Genomic DNA, 21,900 nt, shown 5'->3' with positions numbered 1-21,900 from the left:
TCAGCGAGCGTCTCTTCGCGACGACTCGATCGAGAGGTTGGGCACGATCCGGTTCAGCCGGGCCGGCATGGCCCAGTTCGCCGGACCGATCAGATGCATCAGTGCCGGGACGAGCAGGCCCCGGATGATCAGGGCGTCGACGAGGACGGCGAAGGCCAGGCCGAAGCCGAACTCCTGGAGCACATGGTTGTCGCCGATCAGGAACGAGCCGAACACCAGGATCATGATCCCGGCCGCCGCCGCGATGACCCGGCCGGTCTTCGCCTGACCGTGCGTCACCGCCCAGTGGTTGGCCTCGACTTCGTCCGCGCGTGACGACGTCGGGCGACGATGGCCCCACTCCTCCTGCATCCGGCTGACCAGATACACCTCGTAGTCCATCGAGAGCCCGAACAGCACCGAGAACAGCAGGACCGGGATGAAGGCGTCGACGGGCCCGGTTCCCGCGATGTTGAAGACCGAGATGCCCCAGCCCCACGTGAACACGGCGTTCATCGCGCCGAGCGCGGCGCCGACGGACAGCAGATTCATCACGGCCGCCACCAGCGGGATCAGCAGACTGCGGAACACCGCCACCAGCAGCAGGAACGCCAGGATGACGACGATGGCGATGAACAGCGGCAGTTTCGAGCTGAGCACCCGTGAGAAGTCGATGTTGGTGGGCGTCACTCCGCCGACATGGACGGCGGAGTGGCCGGGGCCCTCGGCCTTGGGCGCCAGGTCGCGGATGGTGCTCACCAGCGTGACCGTCTGTTTCGCCCCGGGGCCGGTGCTCGGGTAGAGGATCGCGAGTGCCACCTTGCCGTTGGGCGAGGTCGTCGGCGGTGTCACCGACACCACGCCCGGCGTCTTGGCGGCGGCGGCCAGGTACGTGTTGAACGCCTGCGCGTCGTCCGGCGACTTCAGCTCCGTCACCAGTTGGAACGGCCCGTTGAAGCCCGGCCCGAACCCTCTGGCCAGGGTGGTGTACGCCTGGTGGGTGGTGGAGTCGGAAGGGTCGTTCGCGGCGCCGGACGAGCCGAGGCGCAGCGAGAACAGCGGCAGCCCGATCACGACGACCACCGCCAGTGCGATCGCGGCCACCGGCACCCTGCGCCGCTCCACGAACGTGGCCCAGTGCAGCCAGAATCCGGCGGCGTCGTCGGAGACCGGCCCCTTCTCCGTCTGCGCGCGCCGCTCGCGCCGCGAGAGGGTCTTGGGGCCGAGGAAGCCCAGCATGGCGGGCAGGAACGTCAGCGAGCTGGCCATGGTGAGCGCGACTGTGAGGGCGGAGGCCGCCGACAGGCCGTACAGGAAGTCGATCCCGAGCGCGAACTGCCCGAGCAGCGCGATACACACCGTGATCCCGGCGAACAGCACGGTCCGGCCTGAGGTGTTGACCGCCTGCACCGTCGATTCCTCGTACGACAGACCGGTCTTCACCGCGCTGCGATGGCGGCTGATGATGAACAGGCCGTAGTCGATGCCGACGCCGAGTCCGATCAGTACGGCGAGGTCGCTGGAGACGCTCGGGGTGTCCATGACGTGCGACAGCAGGCTGATGAGTGAGGTGCCGATGAACAGCGCGATGGCTGCGGTCACCAGCGGCATCAGCGAGGCGAACAGGGCGCCGCCGAAGACGATCAGCAGGACGACCAGTGCGGCGATCGCGCCCACCGCGACCGACAGGCCGGGGCCGGCGCTCTCCTCGTTGGTGATGGCCGGGCCGCCGAGCGAGATACGGATGTTCGGTCCGTCGGCGGTCTTGGCGGCGTCGATCAGCTTCCGGGCGTCCGACTTGGTGACATCGGCGGCCTTCATCTTCCAGTTGACGGCGGCGAACGCGATGGTGCCGTCCTTGCTGATCTGCGCCGCGCCCTGCTTGCTGTACGGGCTGACGACCGACGCGATGCCGGGGATGGCGGCCACCTTGGTGAGCGCCGCGGTCACCGGCGTCCGCACCGCGTCCGAGCGGACGGTGTCCCCGCCGGTGGCCTCGATGACGATCTGGTCGCCCTCGCCGGAGGCCGCGGGGAAGTTGTCCGTGAGGAGGGTGATGGCCGCCTGGGCGTCGGTGCCGGGCAGGCTCGCGCTCTCGTTGTACTTGCTGCCGAGCGACTGACTGAACCCGACGGCGAGGACCAGGACCAGGAGCCAGAGGGCCACCACTCTGCGGCGGTGCAGGAAACACCAGTGAGCCAGTCGAGACACGATGCTTCTCCGCCGGGATGTCGAGTGGCCGGACAGGACGGATGAAGATCTACTCGACGGGCTCGCTGCGGCGGAGAAACGTCACTCCAACGTGGGCGGGTCACGCGTCATTCGCCCGCGGGATCCTGTCACGCCCTCACCGGCCGGCGGACGGGACGGTGGGTGGCTCAACTCGCCGCGCGGAGGAACACACCGCCCCCGAGGGCCGTGGAGAACTGCGTGAGTACCTGGTCGAGCGCCCCGGCCGTGCTCTCCTCTATCTCCGTCGACCCGTCCGGGGCGGTGACTATGTGCCGGTCCAGGACGAACCAGCCCGGCACGACATGCGTCGCCCCCATCGCCGTGAGGACCGGGCGGAGCGCGTAGTCGATGGCCAGGACGTGCGCGACGGAGCCGCCGGTGGCGAGCGGCAGGACGACCTTGTCGGCGAGGGCGTACTGCGGCAGCAGGTCGAGGAGCGACTTCAGCAGTCCGGAGTAGGCGGCCTTGTAGACCGGCGTACCGACGACGACCCCGTCGGCCTGCGCGAACAGCTCGGTCGCGCGCTTGATGTCGGGGTGCCCGAAGTCGGCGCCCAGCAGGGCCTCGGCGGACAGGGTCCGGACGTCGAGGGGGACGACCCGGTGGCCCTGGGCGATCAGCGCCGCGTCGAGATGGCGCAGCAGCCGGGCGGTGCGTGACGTCGGGGACGGGCTCCCCGAGACGGACAGAACGGTGGCCATGAGAGCTCGCTTCCGTGGTCGGGCGGGTGGGGGGTGCTGGCGTGCTGGGGTTGGGGTGGTGGGTGTCCGAAGTCGGCTCGGCTCGGCCGTGGGGGTGCGCGCTCGCACGGGCATGGCGAGGCACGGCCCAGGCGGGGGGAGTGCCGCTCGTGGCTGGGATAGGGGGGCGGTGCGGACTACCTGTCGCTAGGTACGAAGCGGTCTACCGGTCCTCGAAGTGGCGCGCCACGCAGGGGAGTTGCCCCTCAGGCTGCGCGACAACAGAAGGCACTGGAGACACGGGCGAGGTCGATGTGACGTCGCCGCGTCAGAATCCGCTGCGCCGGGACCGGCGCCGATCGGGAATGGCCCACGTCAACGAGAGTACGCACAGCGGGCCGCCGGGTCGAGACGGTCGGGTGTCCGGGAGGCGGAGACGGATCCCCGGCTGGTCGGGCATGGCGCGGGATCCACCGCCCAGGTCCGACCGCCCAGGTCCTGGCCATGTACGCGGCCTGGACGCCTGGACGCCGAGACGCCTAGAGGCCGTTCGCCTGTGCTCGCCAGCCGAGCGCCGGGCCGAGACCGGTGGCGATGTCGGTGAGTATCTGGACGTAGTCCTCGTGGTCGAAGGTGAACGGCAGCGCGAACGCGACCTCGTCGATCTCGCGGAACGCGGCGTGTTCATGGAGGCGTTCGGCGATCTCCGCCGAGGGGCCGACGAGATCGGGCGCGAACATCAGACGGGCCGGGCCCTGGGGTGTGGCCGTACGCGGCAGCCGCGTACGCGCGTACTCCTCGTACTTGGCGCGTTGCGTCGCCGTCGCGTTGTCCGTCGGGACGACGACGAGCCCCTGCGAGACACGGGCGCGGTCGCCGTCCGGGTGGTGGGCGCGGAAGGCGCGGACGGTCGAGAGCTGGATCGCCGCGAAGTCCGGGGCGTCCTGCCCCTCCTCCGCCTTGACGACGCTGCTGGTCAGGAAGTTCATCCCGTGCTCACCGGCCCACCGCGCGGACCGTGTGCTCGCGCCGCCGTACCACATACGGCTGCCCAGACCGGCGGCCTGTGGCTGTACGCGGTCGGAGAAGACCTCGAAGCCCTCGACTCCCCCGGATCCGGTGGCGGGTTCACCGCGTACGTGGGCGAGCAGCCGTCGTACACGCTCGTAACTGAAGTCCTCGGCCTCGGCCGTGTCGGGGTAGAGCGCGCCCTTGACCTGGTCGTAGTGCATGGGCGGGCCGACGCTGACGCCGGGGTTGAGCCGGCCCCCGGACAGGATGTCGACGGTCGCCAGGTCCTCGGCCAGCCGCAGCGGATTCTCCCAGCCGAGGGGGATGACGGCGGTGCCCAGCTCGATACGGCTTGTGCGCTGCGAGGCGGCGGCCAGGACGGCGACGGGGGAGGAGATGCCGTACTGGAGGTGCCGGTGGCGCACCCACGCGCTGTCGAACCCGAGCCGTTCGCCCAGCTCGATGATCTCCAGGGTCGACTCGTGGCCCCGCCGCGGATCGGCGGCGTCGAACAGCCCGATGGTCAGGAAGCCCAGCTTCCGCAACGGCTCCGAGGTCAGCGGCACGAGGCTCCTCCGTCGTTCACGTCGTACTGCTTCGATGTCTGTCGGTGGTGCTCAGCGGGGGCGCCGCCCGGCCGTGGCGCACCGTACACAGCTACGCGCCGCAGGCCGTACTTCCAGCCGCTCGACGGGGATCGCCTCACCGCACACCTCGCACTGCCCGTAGTCACCCTGCTCCAGCCGTTCCAGTGCCTCGTCCAGCCCGAGCAGTTCCTCGCGCGCCCGCGCCAGCAGGGAGGCGACGTGGGCCCGCTCGAAGGCGGTGCTCGATCCGTCGGGGTCGTGCTCGTCGTCGACCGCGACCAGCGTGTTGGCCTCGACGATCGCGTCGAAATCGCGCTCAAGGGCGTCGATCCGCGCATGGGTGTCCGTACGGCGGGCGGACAGCCGCGCGCGTACGGATGCGTGATCGGCGGGGACCTCGGGGCTCACGGCACGAACAACGCCCACCCCGGCCGAGGCATTCCTGACCGGCCCCGGCCAGCCTCTCCCACGGGCCTCTCCCACGGGCGCGCCGGTCAGCCTCTTCCACGGTCACGCCGGACCGCTCGGCGCCGGACCGCTCGGCGCCGGACCGCTCGGCGCCGTACCGCTCGCCGCCGGATGCCCGCCTTCGGGTGCGGCCGCCATTGCCCGCGGTAGTCGGGGTGGTCGGAGTAGGGGAGCGCCAGGTCGAGGAGGTCGGGGCAGGGCCACTTCTCCCCGTCCCACTGGCAGTCGTCGCGGTTGTCCCACGGCAGCTCGGGGTCGCCGACGGCGGGGCTGAGCGCGTGCCGCGCCAGGACGCGCCGCTTGGCGTCGACGTCACGCAGGACGCGGCCGGGATCGTGCGCGGCCACGTGGCGGGCGACAGCGGGGTGGAAGCCGGCCAGTTCCGACTGGCAGAAGTCCACCGTGTGACCGTGGGCCACCCAGTCTCCGCAGCCGTCGCCGCCGCTCCGTGCGGCCAGTTCGGCGTCCTCGGCCAGGCGCGCTCGCAGGAATTCCACGAGGTCGTCACTCATGGGCCCATCCTGGGCGGACTCGGGGCAGGCGTCAGCTGATTTGATCAGCCTCCGCCGCCCGGCCGCTCCATCGCCCGGCCGTCCCCCGCCGCCCGGCCGTTGTCAGTGGGCGTCGTTACGGTGGGAGGCGCGCGGTCGGCATCCGAGGTGTCCAACTCCGCAGTGTGGCTGCATCCCTGGTTCTGCTCGGGGGAGGCCCGGGAACAGCCGGGACCCAACCAGCGGCCAGGCTCCGACGATGGCCTGAGCGAGACCTGTCAGCGCCGACCGCGCACCACCACCCTGTACGGCTCAGGCCCGCAGCCGTACCCCGTGCCACGTACGCAGCCGGTGGATCTCCCACCACGCCAGCGCCGAGACCGTCGCCGGGCCGCCGACCGCCGCGAGGAGCGCGAGGAAGGTCGGGCCCGGGGGCAGGCCGCCCACCGCCAGGCTGATGGCCGCGAACTCCCACACCAGTACGCCGGTGAGCAGCGCGGGCAGGGCCGCGTGCACGGGCGCCGTGTGGAACGCCGAGCGTACGACCGTCGGGGAGGCGAACGCGACGAACAGCCCCACCCACAGGGCGGGCAGCACCAGCACGATCGCGACGAACGGGGCGAGCGGGCCCTCGTACAGCTCGTAGTTGACGTAGAGACCGCCCGCGAAGAGAGCCGGCGTCGCCGCGAACGCCCCGCAGTACCAGAGCGCCGACCGCAGCGACGGACGGAGCCTGGCCCGCATGCCGGCTCTCGCGGTGGGCGCGGCCAGCCGGATGATGACCGTGATCACCAGGGGCGCGCTGAGAAGCAGCAGCCATGGAGTGATCGCCATGCGCAGGGCGAACTGCCGCATCGCCTGGTCCCAGTCGTCCGGTGTCGCGTACGCCACCAGCAGCGCGAAGGTCGCGGCGAGCGCCACCCACGCGCGGGCCTTCTGGATGCGCACCACGTCGGGGAAGTGGACCCGCAGATGGGCGCCCGGCGGGAAGATCCGCCGGGCGTGGGTCCGCGCAGAGCGGGCCAGTGGATAGCAGATCAGCAGCCCGACGACCGTGGGCCCGAAACAGCACAACGCGAAGAGCCACAGGCAGCCGTGGATCTGACTGGCAGACCGCAGGACTTCCCTGAGCGTCGGCCACTCGTCCTCACGGAACCGTCGCCACAGCGGCATGTGCGGCGGCGGATACGGCACGTACGGCGGATACGGCGGCGGCTGCGGTGGCTGTGGGCCGTACGGACCGTGTCCCCCGTGACTCACTCTCGCTCTCACTCCTCGCTCACTGTGGCGGGCGCGCGGACCAGCACCCGGAGGAGTGGGCAGTTTAGGCGTCAACTCCCGGTCACTGGAAGCGAGTTAGGTGAGTGCCGGAGTCGCGCCCCGACCGTGCCCGGCCGTGCCGCCGCCGGGGCGGAAAGTTCCCGGGCCGGATATTCCCGGCCAAGTGAAGACGCGCACCGGACCGGCCCGAGCGGCGGCGAATATCCGCCGGCGCCCCGGCCCATTCTCGAACGCGCGGCCGGTTTTCCGCTATATGTACGCGGCGGGGTGATAGTGGAGACATCATCCGTTCACATCGATGACACATGCGTCGGCTTTCCGGGAGCCTTTATCTGGCGTGATATCGTCGCCACTGCGAAGGTAATGTATTGGTAAAGCGTACGGTCTTCGCAGGAGAGCACCCGGTTCGCGATGTCGCGGTCCGGTGCGCTCCAGCCTGCCCGTGACTCTGTGCGGAGACGTCACGGACCAGCAGGTATCTTCCTCTGACCCGACCACACCGCGCCCCGTCCCCACATCGCGGGCGCAGGAGGCAGGCCGCCATGAAATCCCTTATCGAAAACGCCCGTTCCTTTCCGGACCGCGTGGCCGAGCGACGCCAGGAGTTCCGCGTCCTCGCCCACGGACAACAACCGGAAGCGCTCTTCATCACCTGTTCCGACTCCCGTGTCGTACCGACACTCATCACCGGCGCACGGCCGGGTGAACTCTTCGAACTGCGTACGGCGGGGAATATCGTGCCCCCCTACGATTCCGACCGTCCCAGCGGCGAGACCGCCACCATCGAGTACGCCGTACGGGTCCTCGGAGTGCGCGACATCGTCGTGTGCGGACACTCCCACTGCGGCGCGGTCGGAGCGCTCGTGAGTGGCACGGACCTCTCCGCCGTCCCCGCCGTACGCGGCTGGCTGGACCACTCGGTCGCCGGCCTCCCCGACGACGCGGGCATCCCCCACGCCGTACGGCACCATGTCGTCGCCCAACTCGACACCCTGCGGGGCTACCCGTGCGTCCGGGAGGCGCTCGCCGAGGGCACCCTCGCGCTCAGCGCCTGGTACTACGAGGTCGACACCGGCACCGTGAGCGTCCAACGGCCCGGCGCGGGCGGCGCGTTCGTGCCGCTCTGACCGGGACGCGCTCCGCGCCGCCGCGCCCGCGCGGCCGACGCGTCGAGCCGCGCCCGAGTCCGTCTCTCCGGTCCGCGTTCCGAGTCCGTGTCCCCTCCGTCCGTCGCCGTCGCTGTCGGCGGACCGCTCCGCAAGGAACACACCCATGACTTCACCCCCCTCACCCTCCGCACCCCCCTCACCCCCCTCATCCTCCGCGCCCCCCTCACTCACCTCGCGCGTTTCGCAGTTGAAGGAACCCGGCGTCCTGGGGCGCGACGTCCTCGCCTCGTTCGTCGTCTTCCTCGTCGCCCTGCCCCTGTGCGTCGGCGTCGCCGTCGCCTCCGGTGTGCCGGCCGAACTGGGCCTGATCACCGGCATCGTCGGCGGGCTGCTCGTCGGTCTGCTGCCCGGCAGCAGCCTCCAGGTCAGCGGCCCCGCGGCCGGACTGACCGTCCTGGTCTTCGAGGCCGTCCAGGAGTTCGGGCTGGGCGCGCTCGGCGCCCTCGTCCTCATCTCCGGGCTTCTCCAACTCCTCCTAGGGGCGCTGAAGTTCGGACGCTGGTTCCGGGCCATCTCGGTCGCCGTCGTCCAGGGCATGCTCGCCGGCATCGGGCTCGTCCTCGTCTTCGGCCAGGTCTACGCGATGGCCGACGTGACCCAGCCCTCGGGCGGGCTCGCGAAGATCGCCGGGCTGCCCGGTCTCTTCGGCGAAGTCGTCACCGGGGGAACGGCGTTGACGGCGTTCCTGCTCGGCGCCGCGACCATCGCCGTCCTCTTCGTGTGGCCGACGCTGCCGGCCAAGGCGCGCGTCGTCCCCGGTCCGCTCGTCGCGGTCGGACTGGCCACGGGCGCCGCCGTCCTGCTGAATCTCGATGTCGCCCGGGTCGAGGTCCGGGGCCTGCTGGCGGCGATCGACCCGCCCGGCCTCGGGGACTTCGGCAGCCTGGCCGGTGTCGCCGCCCTCGGCACGATCCTCGCCTTCACCCTGATCGCCTCGGCCGAGAGCCTGTTCAGCGCTGCCGCGGTGGACCGTATGCACGACGGTCCCCGTACCGACTACGACAAGGAGCTGATGGCGCAGGGCATCGGCAACACCGTCTGCGGGGCGCTCGGCGCGCTCCCGATGACCGCCGTCATCGTGCGCAGCGCCGCCAACGTGCAGGCGGGCGCGAAGACTTCACTCTCCCGGGTCCTGCACGGCGTATGGCTGCTGCTGTTCGCCGCGCTGCTCCCGTTCGTCATCGGCGTCATCCCGCTGGCCGCGCTCGCGGGTGTCCTGGTGCACGCGGGGATGAAGCTCGTGCCGGTCAAGGAGATCGTCCCGCTGTGGCGGACACACCGCGGCGACGCCGTCATCCTCGGCATCACCACCGGCACCATCGTCATCGGCAACCTCTTCGAGGGCGTGGTGCTCGGGCTGCTCCTGTCCGTCTGCAAGTCGGCCTGGGAGACCTCGCACATACACCTCAACGTCCACGAACTCACCGGCGGACGCCTGGTCGTGGCCATCACCGGCAACGCGACCTTCCTGCGTCTGCCGCGGATCCTCGACCAACTGGAGGCACTGCCCCAGAACCGCCCGATCGAACTGGACCTGACCGGTCTGCGCCACCTCGACCACGCCTGCCAGGTGGCACTGGAGACCTGGTCCCAGCGCCACAACGACGCCGACACGGTCCCGGTCCGCATGGTCCCGCCGCCGGCCAAGGACCCCTCCTCGACCGCGGCCGTCTGACCGGTCCGGTAAACGAGCGCCGTCCCCCGGAGCCTGGGGGACGGCGGTCGGGTCCGCTCCGGGCGTCAGCTCAGCGAAGCGACTTCAGCATCTCCGCGGCGAACGGCGTGATGGCCTCGGTGCGCCCGCCCAGGGTCTTCACCGTCCACTCGGGGTCGGCGATCAGCGCCCGGCCCACGGCGACCAGGTCGAACTCGTCGCGCTCCAGCCGGTCCAGCAGCGGATCGATGGGGGTGACCCCGGAGTCCTTGCCCTGGAAGGAGTCGGAGAAGACACCGTCCAGACCGACCGAGCCGACGGTGACCGTCGGCCGGCCGCTGATCTTCTTGACCCAGCCGGCGAAGTTCAGGTCGGAGTCGTCGAACTCCGGCAGCCAGTAGCGGCGGGTGGACGCGTGGAAGACGTCGACACCGGCCTCGACCAGGGGCCTGAGCAGGATGTCGAGTTCGGCGGGCGAGTGCGCGAGCTTCGCGTCGTACAGGCCCCCCTTCCACTGGGACATACGGAGGAAGATCGGGAAGGAGTCGGACACGGCGGCGCGGCAGGCCGCCACGATCTCGGCCGCGAAGCGGGTGCGGGCGACGATGTCGCCTCCGTACACGTCGGTACGGCGGTTGCTGCCCGCCCACAGGAACTGGTCGATCAAGTAGCCGTGCGCGCCGTGCAGTTCGATCCCGTCGAAGCCGAGCCGTTCGGCGGCGGCGGCCCCGTCGGCGAACGCGCCGATGACGTCGTCCAGGTCCTTCTGCGTCATGGCGCGGCCCTTGGGCTCACCGCTCAGGGAGATGCCCGAGGGGCCGACCGGCTCCGCGTCCGTCACCGGCGGGGCGCCGGCGTCCCGCGTGACACCCACGTGCCACAGCTGCGGGATGATCGCGCCGCCCGCCCGGTGCACGGAGTCCGCGACATCCGCCCAGCCCGCGAGCGCGTCCGCGCCGTGGAACCGGGGGACCCGGTCGCTGGTGCCGGCGGAGTCGTGGTCGATGTAGGTGCCCTCGGTGATGATCAGGCCGACGCCGCCGGCGGCGCGTCGGGTGTAGTAGTCCGCCACGTCCTGGCCGGGGACGCCGTCGGGGGAGAACTGCCGGGTCATGGGTGCCATGGCGATCCGGTTGCGCGTGGTGAGTCCGCGGACCGTGAAGGGGCGGGCGAGGGTGTCCGCCGAGCGGTGGGCGTACGCGTCTGTCATGGCCAGTCCTGTTCCTCGGGTGGGGGTGTCCGACGGTGGGCAACAACCGAAGGCCCCCTCCACTTCCCGCCGCCGGGACGGTGTGGCGCAGGTCTCCGGACCGGTCGGCGACGGCCGCCGTTCAGGACAGCGTTGTCATACGGACGCCGGGACGGCACACGATCCCCACGGACACGCATGTGTCGAGAGCTGGGAGATCGTAATGAGCAAGTCCGTTCCCTCTGTTCCCGCCGGTCCGGACCGGCGTTCGCTGCTGCAGGCCGCGCTCGCCGTCCCCGCCGTCGGGGCCACCGCCGCCGTCCTGGGCACGCAACAGGCGCAGGCCGCGCCCCAGGCGCCCGCCGCTTCCTCGGGCTCCCCGGCCTCCTCGGGTTCCTCCTCCGGACGAGGCCGCTACGACGAGGACAGCCCCCGCTTCGCGCTGGCCGTGCTGCCGGACACGCAGTACCTCTTCGACGCCGACAGCGCCGACCCGGAGCCGCTGCGGGAGACCTTCGACTACCTCGTCTCGGAGCGCGAGGGGGCGAACATCGCCTTCATGACGCACCTCGGTGACGTGACCGAGCACGGCACCGAGCAGGAGATCACGCTCGCCGCCCAGACCTTCCGGACCATCCACGGCAAGGTCCCCTACAGCGTCCTGGCGGGCAATCACGACATCGACGGGAGCAAGGACGACCAGCGCGGGGACTCCGCCTATCTGAAGGCGTTCGGCCCCGACCGGTTCACCGGTATGCCGACGTTCGGCGGGGCCTCACCCGGCGGCTACAACAGCTACCACGTGATCAAGGCGGCCGGCCGGCAGTGGCTGGTGTTCGCCATCGACTGGCGCGCGTCGGACAAGGCCCTGGCATGGGCGCAGGGCGTACTCGACGCCCACCCCACCCTGCCCGCGATCCTGACCACCCACGACCTGGCCTGGGCCGAGGAGAACGGTGAGGCGCGGCTGTCGGAGCACGGGCAGCGGCTCTGGGACGGCCTCGTCCGGGGCAACGACCAGTTCTTCCTCGCGCTGGGCGGTCACTACTGGCCCTCGGGCCGTACGGTCCTCACCAACGACGCCGGGCACGATGTGCACGTCCACATCACCAACTACCAGGACCGCTACTACGGCGGCGCGGGCATGATCCGCCTGTACGCCTTCGACACGGCGCGCGGCGCCGTCGACATCGAGACGTTCGCGCCGTGGTTCCTGCGGCGGGACCCCGCGAAGCGGACACCACTGGAGGCGGAGACCCTCGAACTGACCGGCCCTGTCGACCGGTTCAGCCTGGACATCGACTTCGCCGAGCGGTTCAAGGGCTTCGACGGCATCGTCCCGCCGAAGCCGCGACCGGCCGGCCGGGTGATGCCGCGGGGCACCGTGGCGTACTGGCGGTTCGACGCCGACGGACTCGCCGGGGCCGGAAAGCCGGGGTCGGTGGTGGGCAAGGGCGCGGTGGCGCGTGATCTCTCGGGGCACGGCAACGACCTGCGCGTACGGCTGCTGCACGACAGCGCGGCGGAGGTACTCACCCGGTCCGCCGACCACCACACCCACCAGCCCGCGCACGCGAGTCTGCGCTTCGACGGCGGCAAGGGGCCCGACCGGGGCGCGGTGCTGACCACGAGCGCCACTGCGCCGCTCAACAGCGCCACGTTCAGGTCCGGTTTCACCATCGAGACGTTCATCAAGCTGCCGGAGCCGTACGAGGGCAACCACGACTGGATGGGCATACTCAGCTGGGAGGGCCGCAACGGCGACGCGGGCAAGACGACGGGCTGGTCGACGGACGAGCCCACGTGCAGTCTCAACATCACACCGGAGCGGTTCCTGCAGTTCGTGCTCTACCCGCACGTCCAGGACGCCGACCCCACGTCGTGGAGCCATGCCCTGCCCGTGGGCCGCTGGACGCACATCGCGATCGTCAACGACGGCCGCCGCACGGTGATGTACGTGGACGGGTCGAAGATCGCCCGCAATCCGTCCCAGCGGGCCACCGGCATCGCCACGCTGGGCAAGCCGTTCGCCATCGGCGGCACCCAGTTCGCGGAGGAGTTCGGCCAGGGCTTCTACGGATGGATCGGCGACACCCGCATCGTCGACCGCGCCCTGAGACCGCGGGACTTCCTGCTGCCCGTCGAGTAGGCGCGTCCCTGGCCCGGCAGCGGTCCCGGCCGAGGTCCCGTCCCGGCAGCCGTCCCGGCCGAGTTCCCCGGTCTGCCCGTCGGTGGGGTGTCCCGTCACCTCCGCGACGGGCGGGCCGGGGATCCTGCCCGTCCTCGGATCCTGCCCGTCCTCGCGATGGCGCCCGAGAAGCGGCCACAACCTGTCCTCATGTGCTGAGACTGTTGTCCGTGTCAGAACACGAGCAGGACGACGTGAGCGTGAACGACCGGAAGGGCCCGATCATCATGACCCCCACCCCCACCCCCACCGCCGACTCGGGCGCCGACGCCGAGCGCGCCGATCTGCTCGCCACGCTCGCGACCACACGAGCGGCCCTGGTCAAGACGGTGCGCGGGCTCAGCGACGAGCAACTCGGCGAGACCCCGACGGCCGGTTCGCTCTGCCTGGGCGGGCTGATCAAGCACGTCGCGTCCACCGAGGAGGCGTGGCTGCGCTTCGCGGCCGAGGGCCCGTCGGCGATGAACTTCGACCTGCCGGACGGCGTCACCTGGGCCGACCTCGCGGCCGGTGTCGCCGAGGCCCCCCGATGGGTGCTCGACCGCGAGAACGACTTCCGGATGCAGTCCGGCGACACGGCGGCCGGGATCCTCGCCCGCTACGAGGACGTCGCCGCCGCGACCGAGAAGACCGTCGCCGCCGTGCCCGACCTGTCGGCGACGCACCCGTTGCCGGCGGCGCCCTGGCATGTGCCGGGAGCGGTGCGGAGCGTACGCGGGGTGCTGATGCACGTCATCGCCGAGACCGCGCAGCACGCCGGGCACGCGGACATCGTGCGCGAGGCGCTCGACGGCCAGAAGTCGACCTGACCGATGAGCGTTCGCACTGTGCTCGGCACTAGGGCGCTCAACCGCGCCACGCTGGCCCGGCAGTTGCTGCTCGACCGGGCCGACGTACCGGTCCTCGACGCCGTCGCGCACCTCGGCGGTCTGCAGGCCCAGGAACCGCAGGAGCCGTATCCCGGGCTCTGGTCGCGGCTGCGCGGCTTCGAACCCGCCGTGCTCTCGGGCCTGTTGACGGGGCGGAGCGTGGTGCGGACGCATCTCATGCGCCGTACCGTCCATCTCGTCACCGCCGCCGACGCCCTGGCCTGGCGGTCCCGCCACGAGGCCATGCTGCGTCAGCGCGTGCTCGGGGTCTACCGCGGCGAGCTGGCGGGGACCGACCTCGACGAACTCGCGGTGGCGGGGCGGGCGTTGATGGCGGACGGCGAGCCGCGCACGATGACCGAGGTGGCACGGGCGCTCGCCGGTCGGTGGCCGGCGCCGGGGCCGCGGGCGCTGGGCGAGATGGTGATCACCGCGCTGGTGCCGATGATCCAGCTGCCGCCGCGCGGGCTGTGGCGGACGAAGGCGGGTGTACGCAACGTCCCGCTCGCGTCCTGGCTGGGCCGCGCGGCCGATCCGCTGTCGCCGGACGGCTCCGACCCGGTGGGCCAGGCGCTGCTCCGGCGCTATCTGGCCGCGTACGGCCCCGCCGCCTCGGCCGACCTGCGCGCCTGGTGCGGCCTCGCCGGGCTCCCGGCCGCGGTGGCCGCGGTGCGCGAGGAGCTGGTCTCCTTCCGCGACGAGCGCGGCAGGGAGCTGCTGGACCTCCCCGACGCGCCGCGCCCCGATCCGGACACACCGGCGCCGGTGCGGTTCCTGCCGGCCTTCGACAACGCGATCCTGGGCTACCACGACCGCGGCCGGATCATCGACGACGAACACCGCGGTCTGTCGGTCGCGGGCGAGCGCGTCGTCCTGGTCGACGGCCGGGTCGCCGCGACCTGGCGCGTCGAGGCGGGCACGGTGACGGTCACGCCGCTGGGCCGTCTGTCCGGGGCGGACCGTACGGCCGTAGCCGAGGAGGGCCGGGAGATGGCGTTGTTCCTGTCCGACAAGGAGAACGACGGTGTACGGGTGGCCGCTTCGCCCCACTGAGACGCACGGGGAGCAGCGGGAGGAGCGGGAATACTGGGCGTACGGGGCGGGGACGGGGTATGGCTAGCTGTACCCCGGAGTGGCCTGCTGGCCGGATCGTTGCCGACCGGGTGATTTCCTAGGTTGGTGGTCACACCGCACGGAGCGGTGGCACCACCAACTCCCAAGGAGCCAGCGGACCATGGCGACCAAGACGTTCAGCCGGACCACCTCCCGTGCCGTGACCACCACGCTCGTCACGGCGCTTGCCGCGCTGGGTGTCGCGGTGCCGGCCGCGAGTGCCACGGAGCGAGTGACGGAGGCGCCCCGGCAGGAGGCGTCCCAGCGGGAGTCCTTCCAGCGGCAGGTGGACGCCGTCCAGCGGACGGGGACCGTGGGCGTGCTCGCCCGGTCGACCGGGCCGCGCGGGGTGCGGTACGCGACGGCCGGGGTGGCGGACGCGGAGACGAACCGCAAGGCGCGGCCGGGTGACAAGTTCCGGATCGCGAGCGCGACGAAGACGTACGTCTCCACGGTGGTGCTGCAACTGGTGGGCGAGGGACGGCTCTCCCTGGACGACACCGTCGAGGACTGGCTGCCCGGCGTCGTGTCCGGCAACGGCAACGACGGCGGCGAGATCACCGTACGACAGCTCCTGAACCACACCAGCGGCCTGTTCAACTACACCGGTGACTTCCCGGCGCTCACCGGCATCGCGGCCTACCAGGCCGGCCGCTACACGACCTGGACGGACGAGCAGCTCGTCGCCATCGCGACGCGCCACGAGCCCAGCTTCGAGCCCGGCGCCAACTGGTCGTACTCCAACACGAATTACACCCTCGCCGGGATGATCATCAAGAAGGTCACCGGCCACACCTGGCAGCAGGAAGTCACCAAGCGCGTCGTCCGGCCGCTGGGTCTGCGCAACACCCTCACCCCGACCACGTCCTCCCGGATACCCGGCTCTCATCTGAAGGGCTACTCCGCCTTCGGCGAGGCCGCGCCCGCCATCGACGTCACCGCCATCAACCCCAGCGCGGCCGGCGCCGCCGGGGCCATGATCAGCACCACCGGCGACATGACCACCTTCTACCAGGCGCTCATGCGCGGGAAGCTGCTGAAGCCGGCGCAGCTGAAGGAGATGAAGAAGACGGTGCGGTCCGAGGAGCTGGACGAGGCATGGCCGGGCGCCCGCTACGGCCTCGGTCTGATGGAGATCCCGCTCACCTGCGGCGGCAGCTACTACGGCCACGCCGGCGACCTCCCCGGCTACGCCACCCGTACCGGCGCGACTCCGGACGGCCGCCGCGTCGTCGTCCTGGAGGCCACGGGCGACGGGTCCATGCCGGGCACCATCCACGCGGCGAGCGACCTCGTCGACAAGCAACTGTGCGCCGACGGCGCCAAGTGACCCAAGGCCGGTGAGTGAGACCCGGCGACGGAGAGCCGGTGAGTGAGACCCGGCGACGGGGAGCCGGTGACGTAGCGCCGGTGACGGAAGTGCGCGGGGCCCGTCCGGACCAGGTCCGGGCGGGCCCTCTTCCGATGTCTGACACCATCGGGCCGTGGACCACCTGAACGCTCACGCCCCCGGCGCACCCATCCGTTCCGGCATTCCGGAGCACGGCCGTATCCCCAAGTACTACGCGGTCAAGGCCCATCTGAGCGTCCTGGTGGACGAGTTGGGCGAGGGGGGACTGCTGCCCACCGAGCGGGACCTCGCCCTGCGTTACGAGGTGTCCCGCGAGACCGTGCGCCAGGCGCTGCGCGAACTCCTGCTGGAGGGGCGGCTGCGCAGGCAGGGCCGCGGCACGGTCGTCGCCGGTCCCAAGCTGGAGCAGCCGCTGTCGCTGGCCAGCTACACCGAGGGCGTCCGGCGCCAGGGCCGCCGGCCCGGCCGGAGCCTCGTCGGACTCGACCGCTTCCCGTGCCCCGAGTCGCTCGCCCCCGAGATCGGCGTGGGCCTCGGTGAGCCCGTCTGGCACCTGGAGCGGGTGCTGCTCGCCGACGACGAGCGGGTCGGCCTGGAGAGCACGTACGTCGCGGTCGGCCGGGTCCCGGAGCTGGACACGGGGTTCGATCCGGACTCCTCCTTCTACGCCTACCTCCGTGACCGGCTCGGTATCTCCTTCGGGGACGCGGACGAGCGGATCGAGACGGTGCTGGCGACCCCGCGCGAGGCGTTGCTGATCGGCACGCCGCCCGCCCTGCCGATGCTGCTGATGCACCGGCTCTCGCGGGACACCGACGGGCGTCCGCTGGAGCGGGTACGGACCCTCTTCCGCGGCGACCGGTTCTCCTTCACCACGCACCTGGGGACCTGACCGACCTCAGACCTCAGACCTCATGGCGTCTTCTTCTTATTGTCACGAGAAGATAACGGGTCTAGTCCAAGTTTGGCGGGTCGTTCACCGTCCCGTCGCCTCGCGGATCCGTACGGGTCGCCCGCCGCGCCCAGCGTTGACGACGTGAGAGTCATCGTCGTAGGAGCCGGCGTGGTGGGAACCATGCACGCCTGGCACGCAGTGGACCGCGGCCACGAGGTCGTACAGATCGAGCGCGAGAGCGAGGCACGCGGGGCGTCACTCCGTAACTTCGGGCAGATATGGGTCAGTGGCCGGGCCGGCGGCGAGGAGTTGGCGACCGCCCTCCGGGCCCGTGAACTCTGGCAGGGACTCGGCGAGCGGGTGCCCGGTCTCGGCTTCCGGGCCTGCGGCTCCCTCACTCCGCTCCGCAACGGGCCGGAGACCGCCGTGGCCGAGGCGGCCGTCGCCCGGCCCGACGCGGCGGACCGCGGCTACAAACTGCTCACCGCCGACGAGGCCCGCGTGCTCAACCCCGCGCTGCGCGGCGACTTCACCGGCGCCCTGTGGTGCGAGCGGGACGCGGCGGTCGAGCCGCGCACCGCCCAACTCGCCCTGAAGGAAGCCCTGTTGGCGTCCGGCCGCTACACCTACCTCGGCGGCCGCGAGGTCCGCGAGGTGGTGGGCACCGCGTCCGTACGTGACGATCACGGCGACGTCCACACCGGCGACGCCGTCATCCTGGCCACCGGCGCCTGGCTCGGCGGCCTCGTCCGCGAACTGGCCGGTCCCGACCTGCCCGTACGGCGCGTCCGCCTCCAGATGATGCAGACCGACCCGCTCGGCGAGGACCTCACCACCTCCGTCGCCGACGCCGACAGCTTCCGCTACTACCCCGCCTACCGCGGCGCGGCGCTGGACGCTCTCAACTCCGCGCAGCCGCAGGCCCCGACCGCCGCCGAACACCGGATGCAACTGCTGATGGTGCAGCGCCGGGACGGCGGACTGACCATCGGTGACACGCACGAGTACGAGCACCCCTTCGCGTTCGACACGGTCGAGGAGCCGTACGAGCACCTCACCAGGGTCGTCGAGTCCTTCCTCGGCCGCCCGCTGCCGCGCGTCCGGCGGCGCTGGGCCGGGGTCTACGCCCAGTGCGTGGACACCGGCCGCGTCGTCCACCGGCAGCAGGTGCGCGACGGGGTCTGGCTGGTCACCGGGCCCGGCGGGCGTGGCATGACCTGCTCGCCCGCGATCGCCGAAGCCACCGCCGACGAACTGGACTGGTGACGAACATGTCTGACACCGACACCGACACCGACACTGCCACCGACACGCTGAAGCTGATCGTTCTCGACATGGCCGGTACCACCGTGGCCGACGGCGGCCTGGTCGAGCAGGCGTTCTCCGCCGCCGCCGAACGCCTCGGCGTGACACCCGGATCCGCCGACCACGCCGACCAACTCGCCTATGTCCGGGCCACCATGGGCGAATCGAAGATCTCCGTCTTCCGTCATCTCTTCGGAGCCGAGGAGCGGGCCCAGCGCGCCAACACCGCATTCGAGGAGGCGTACTTCGCGCTCGTCGCCGCCGGCCGTATCGCCCCGGTCCCCGGCGCCCGGGAGGCCATCGAGACACTTCAGGACGAGGGCCGTACGGTCGTGCTGACCACCGGCTTCGCCCGGACCACCCAGGACGCGATCCTCGAAGCCCTCGGCTGGCGGGACCTGGTCGCCCTGACCCTCTGCCCGGCCGACGCGGGCGGCCGGGGCCGCCCCTATCCGGACATGGTCCTCGCCGCGTTCCTGCGCACCGGCGCGGTCGACGGGGTGCGGCGCGTGGTCGTGGCGGGGGACACCTCGTACGACATGCTCAGCGGCGTCCGGTCCGGCGCGGGGATCGTCGCGGGTGTCCTCACCGGCGCCCACGACGAGGAGCAGCTGACCGGCCACGGGGCCACGCATGTCATCGCCTCCGTCGCCGAACTCCCGGACCTGATAGCGCGGGCCGAGGCGTGACGGGCGTCGGCGCCGTACCGGGCGGCATCCGGTTCGACCAGGTCAGCGTCGCGTACGACGGCAACACCGTCCTCGACCGGCTCGATCTGACCGTCGAACCCGGTGAGGTCATGGCCCTCCTCGGGCCCTCGGGATCGGGCAAGACCACCGCGCTGCGCGCCGTCGCCGGCTTCGTCCGGCCCTCCCACGGGCGGGTGTACCTCGGCGGGCGTGATGTCACCGGGCTGCCTCCGCACAAGCGGGGCATCGGAATGGTCGTCCAGCAGTACGCGCTGTTCCCGCACATGCGGGTGTCGGACAACGTCGCCTTCGGGCTCAAGGCCCGCAAGACCCCCAAGGCGCGGAAGTCCGAGATACCCCAACTGGTCGCCGACGCCCTCGAACTCGTCGGCATGGCGACGTACGCCGGCCGCTATCCGCGCGAACTCTCCGGCGGCCAGCAGCAGCGCGTCGCCATCGCCCGCGCGCTGGCGACCCGCCCCGGAGTCCTGCTGCTCGACGAACCGCTCTCCGCGCTCGACGCCCAACTGCGCTCCGGCATGCTCGCCGAGCTGGCCAGGCTCCACCGTGAACTCCCCGACGTCTCCATCCTGTACGTCACCCACGACCAGGTCGAGGCGCTCACCCTCGCCGACCGGATCGCCGTCATGGACCGGGCGCGGCTGCGGGACTGCGGTACGCCGCAGGAGCTGTACCGCCGGCCCCGTACGGAGTTCACCGCGTCGTTCGTCGGGAACGCGAACCTGCTGCCGGTCACCGTCGCCGACGGCCGCGTCGACTTCGCCGGACACCAACTGACCGTTCCGACAGGTGACTTGGTGGCCGGAGTCACCGCCACCCTCTGCGTCCGGCCCCATCTGGTCGGGCTCGGTGCCGGGCCCAACACGCTGACCGGGACCGTCTCCGAGGTCCAGTGGCGCGGCTCGACCCACCGTCTGTACGTGGACATCGAGGGCCACCGGGTCAAGGCCGACCTGCGCGAACTGCGCGAGACCCCGGCGATCGGCGCCCCCGCCACCCTGCACTTCGCCACCGAGGACGCGGTGCTGCTCCCGGTGGGGGCGGGCGATGAGTAGCGCCGGTCTCGCGGGGACGAGCCGGGTCCCGCGCCGCGTCTGGGCGCTGCCGCCCGTCGTCGTCCTCGCGCTCGCCTTCCTCTATCCGCTGGCCCTCGTGGTCCGGCAGTCCGTCTCACCGGACGAGGGCGGCACGTCACTCACCCCGTACGCCGACGTATTCGCCTCCGAGTCGTTCCGCGACGCGCTCACCACCACCGTGTGGCTCGCGGCGGGATCGACCGTCGGCTGCCTGGTCCTCGGGTTCGCCCTCGCGCTGATCATCGCCTTCGTGCCGTTCCCCGGCGGCAAGGCGGTCGCCCGGTTCATCGATGTCTTCCTCTCCTTCCCGTCGTTCCTGATCACGCTCGCCCTGCTGTTCATGTACGGCACGGTCGGCATGGCCAACGGCCTCTGGACGGACATCACCGGCGCCGACAGCGGCCCCTTCCACTTCCTGACCACACCCTGGGGCGTACTGCTCGCCGAGATCACCTACTTCACGCCCTTCGTGATGCGCCCCCTGCTCGCCGCGTTCTCCCAACTCGACACCGCCCAGTTGGAGGTCGCCTCCTCGCTCGGCGCCAAACCGGCCCGGATCGTGCGGCGGGTGATCCTCCCCGAGGCGCTTCCGGCGCTCGCGGCCGGCGGCAGCCTCGTCCTGGTGATGAGCCTCAACGAGTTCGGGATCGTGCTGTTCACCGGCGCGAAGGACGTCACGACGCTGCCGATGCTCGTCTACGGCAAGGCGATCCTGGAGTCCGACTATCCGGCCGCCTGCGTCGTCGCCGTCGTCAACATCGCGATCTCCGTCGGTCTCTACAGCCTCTACCGGATGGTGAGCCGCCGTGTCGGTGCATAGCCCGTTGGTACACAGCCGAGCCGGGAAATGGGCCACCTGGGCCGTCTTCCTGCTGCTCTTCGTCCCGTTGTTCGCCGTGCCGCTGCTGGTCGTCGTCGCCGCGTCGTTCACCACGAACTGGTCCGGGGCCTTTCCCTCGGGAGCGACGACCGAGCACTACGCCGCCGCCACCGGCGGCGACTCCCTCAAGGCGCTCACCACCAGCCTGGTCACGGCGGTCACCGCCAGCGTCCTGGCGCTGCTCGTCGGAGGCTGGGCGGCGCTGGCCGCCGCCTCGCTGCGCGCACGCGGCAAGCGGTTCCTCGACGTGCTGTTCATGCTGCCCGTCGCCGTGCCGTCCGTCGTCGTCGGTCTCGCCGTGCTGGTCGCCTTCAGCCGGCCGCCGGTCCTGCTCAACGGGACGCGCTGGATCGTGATCCTGGCGCACACCGTCCTCGTCACCGCGTTCGCCTACCAGTCGGTCTCGGCCGCGGCGGCGCGTCTCGACCCGATGTACGAGCAGGCCGCCGCCAGCCTCGGGGCCCGCCCCTCGTCCGTCCTGTGGCGGATCAGGCTGCCGCTGCTGCTGCCCTCGCTGACAGCCGCCGCGGGGCTCTGCTTCGCCCTGTCCATGGGCGAGTTGAGCGCCACGATGATGCTCTACCCGCCCGACTGGACACCGCTGCCGGTGCGGATCTTCGCGGCCACCGACCGCGGTTCGCTCTTCACCGGTGCGGCGGTCGCGGTGGTCCTGATGGCGACGACGCTGCTCGTGCTGCTGGCCGTATCCCGTATCCGGACGAGGGCTTCGTACCGCTGACCCTTCGCTCAACTCCCCGTAACCACTGACTGT

The 21,900-nt window shown here is 71.4% G+C and carries 20 protein-coding genes; 12 read left to right on the top strand and 8 right to left on the bottom strand.

Annotated elements, in window-relative coordinates; translation table 11 throughout:
• The 7 genes from ACFUN8_RS00435 to ACFUN8_RS00405 form a co-directional block, all read right to left on the bottom strand.
• Window positions 1-2,190: an MMPL family transporter gene (locus ACFUN8_RS00435; protein ID WP_383629553.1), complete on the bottom strand. Its 2,190-nt coding sequence runs from the start codon at window positions 2,188-2,190 to the stop codon at window positions 1-3.
• A gap of 167 nt (window positions 2,191-2,357) precedes the next feature.
• The gene (gene ssuE / locus ACFUN8_RS00430; RefSeq protein WP_383629551.1) at window positions 2,358-2,912 is read right to left on the bottom strand and encodes an NADPH-dependent FMN reductase; all 555 of its coding nucleotides are present in this window, start codon (window positions 2,910-2,912) and stop codon (window positions 2,358-2,360) included.
• 245 nt (window positions 2,913-3,157) lie between these two features.
• Entirely contained in the window at window positions 3,158-3,397 is a 240-nt protein-coding gene (locus ACFUN8_RS00425; protein ID WP_383629549.1) for a putative leader peptide, read from the bottom strand.
• A 33-nt stretch (window positions 3,398-3,430) separates the two neighbouring features.
• Entirely contained in the window at window positions 3,431-4,468 is a 1,038-nt protein-coding gene (locus ACFUN8_RS00420) for an LLM class flavin-dependent oxidoreductase (protein WP_383629547.1), read from the bottom strand.
• 51 nt (window positions 4,469-4,519) lie between these two features.
• A complete protein-coding gene (locus ACFUN8_RS00415; RefSeq protein ID WP_383629545.1) occupies window positions 4,520-4,897 on the bottom strand; it encodes a TraR/DksA family transcriptional regulator in 378 nt (125 codons plus the stop codon).
• Between the two features lie 86 nt (window positions 4,898-4,983).
• Complete coding sequence (locus ACFUN8_RS00410; RefSeq protein ID WP_383629543.1) at window positions 4,984-5,469, bottom strand: DUF6221 family protein; 486 nt, start codon at window positions 5,467-5,469, stop codon at window positions 4,984-4,986.
• A gap of 291 nt (window positions 5,470-5,760) precedes the next feature.
• Window positions 5,761-6,708, bottom strand: coding sequence for a hypothetical protein (locus tag ACFUN8_RS00405; RefSeq protein WP_383629541.1), 948 nt, complete (start codon window positions 6,706-6,708; stop codon window positions 5,761-5,763).
• A gap of 563 nt (window positions 6,709-7,271) precedes the next feature.
• On the opposite strand from ACFUN8_RS00405, the gene ACFUN8_RS00400 reads away from it, so the two are divergent.
• Together ACFUN8_RS00400 and ACFUN8_RS00395 are read left to right on the top strand one after the other, a co-directional pair.
• Window positions 7,272-7,856 carry a carbonic anhydrase gene (locus tag ACFUN8_RS00400; protein WP_383629539.1) on the top strand — a complete coding sequence of 195 codons (585 nt, stop codon included), beginning with the start codon at window positions 7,272-7,274 and terminating at the stop codon, window positions 7,854-7,856.
• A gap of 145 nt (window positions 7,857-8,001) precedes the next feature.
• Window positions 8,002-9,573 carry a SulP family inorganic anion transporter gene (locus ACFUN8_RS00395; RefSeq protein ID WP_383629537.1) on the top strand — a complete coding sequence of 524 codons (1,572 nt, stop codon included), beginning with the start codon at window positions 8,002-8,004 and terminating at the stop codon, window positions 9,571-9,573.
• A gap of 70 nt (window positions 9,574-9,643) precedes the next feature.
• Here the strand turns inward: ACFUN8_RS00395 and ACFUN8_RS00390 are convergent, their stop codons facing one another.
• Window positions 9,644-10,762: an NADH:flavin oxidoreductase gene (locus ACFUN8_RS00390; RefSeq protein ID WP_383629535.1), complete on the bottom strand. Its 1,119-nt coding sequence runs from the start codon at window positions 10,760-10,762 to the stop codon at window positions 9,644-9,646.
• A 202-nt stretch (window positions 10,763-10,964) separates the two neighbouring features.
• Between ACFUN8_RS00390 and ACFUN8_RS00385 the strand changes: the two genes are divergently transcribed.
• The 10 genes from ACFUN8_RS00385 (at window position 10,965) to ACFUN8_RS00340 (ending at window position 21,867) form a co-directional block, all read left to right on the top strand.
• Complete coding sequence (locus ACFUN8_RS00385; RefSeq protein WP_383629534.1) at window positions 10,965-12,890, top strand: LamG-like jellyroll fold domain-containing protein; 1,926 nt, start codon at window positions 10,965-10,967, stop codon at window positions 12,888-12,890.
• 266 nt (window positions 12,891-13,156) lie between these two features.
• The gene (locus ACFUN8_RS00380) at window positions 13,157-13,738 is read left to right on the top strand and encodes a DinB family protein (protein WP_383629758.1); all 582 of its coding nucleotides are present in this window, start codon (window positions 13,157-13,159) and stop codon (window positions 13,736-13,738) included.
• Between the two features lie 3 nt (window positions 13,739-13,741).
• Entirely contained in the window at window positions 13,742-14,851 is a 1,110-nt protein-coding gene (locus ACFUN8_RS00375) for a winged helix DNA-binding domain-containing protein (RefSeq protein WP_383629532.1), read from the top strand.
• Window positions 14,852-15,032: 181 nt separating this feature from the next.
• On the top strand, window positions 15,033-16,241 hold the full coding sequence (locus tag ACFUN8_RS00370; protein ID WP_383629530.1) for a serine hydrolase domain-containing protein: 1,209 nt from the start codon (window positions 15,033-15,035) through the stop codon (window positions 16,239-16,241).
• Window positions 16,242-16,395: 154 nt separating this feature from the next.
• The gene (locus tag ACFUN8_RS00365) at window positions 16,396-17,154 is read left to right on the top strand and encodes a GntR family transcriptional regulator (RefSeq protein ID WP_383629528.1); all 759 of its coding nucleotides are present in this window, start codon (window positions 16,396-16,398) and stop codon (window positions 17,152-17,154) included.
• Window positions 17,155-17,298: 144 nt separating this feature from the next.
• On the top strand, window positions 17,299-18,423 hold the full coding sequence (locus tag ACFUN8_RS00360; protein ID WP_383629526.1) for a TIGR03364 family FAD-dependent oxidoreductase: 1,125 nt from the start codon (window positions 17,299-17,301) through the stop codon (window positions 18,421-18,423).
• A gap of 5 nt (window positions 18,424-18,428) precedes the next feature.
• Window positions 18,429-19,151, top strand: a complete 723-nt coding sequence (locus ACFUN8_RS00355) for a phosphonatase-like hydrolase (protein WP_383629524.1) — start codon at window positions 18,429-18,431, stop codon at window positions 19,149-19,151.
• Entirely contained in the window at window positions 19,148-20,227 is a 1,080-nt protein-coding gene (locus ACFUN8_RS00350) for an ABC transporter ATP-binding protein (RefSeq protein ID WP_383629522.1), read from the top strand. Before ACFUN8_RS00355 ends, ACFUN8_RS00350 begins: the two co-directional genes overlap by 4 nt.
• On the top strand, window positions 20,220-21,068 hold the full coding sequence (locus tag ACFUN8_RS00345; RefSeq protein ID WP_383629520.1) for a 2-aminoethylphosphonate ABC transporter permease subunit: 849 nt from the start codon (window positions 20,220-20,222) through the stop codon (window positions 21,066-21,068). The genes ACFUN8_RS00350 and ACFUN8_RS00345 overlap by 8 nt, the downstream gene beginning before the upstream one ends.
• Entirely contained in the window at window positions 21,061-21,867 is an 807-nt protein-coding gene (locus tag ACFUN8_RS00340; protein ID WP_383629754.1) for an ABC transporter permease, read from the top strand. The genes ACFUN8_RS00345 and ACFUN8_RS00340 overlap by 8 nt, the downstream gene beginning before the upstream one ends.
• Window positions 21,868-21,900 lie beyond the last annotated feature (33 nt).

The organism is Streptomyces sp. NPDC057307, from assembly GCF_042667665.1.
In the GTDB taxonomy this organism is placed as follows: Bacteria; Actinomycetota; Actinomycetes; order Streptomycetales; family Streptomycetaceae; genus Streptomyces.
This window is presented reverse-complemented; position numbering and strand designations above follow the sequence as displayed.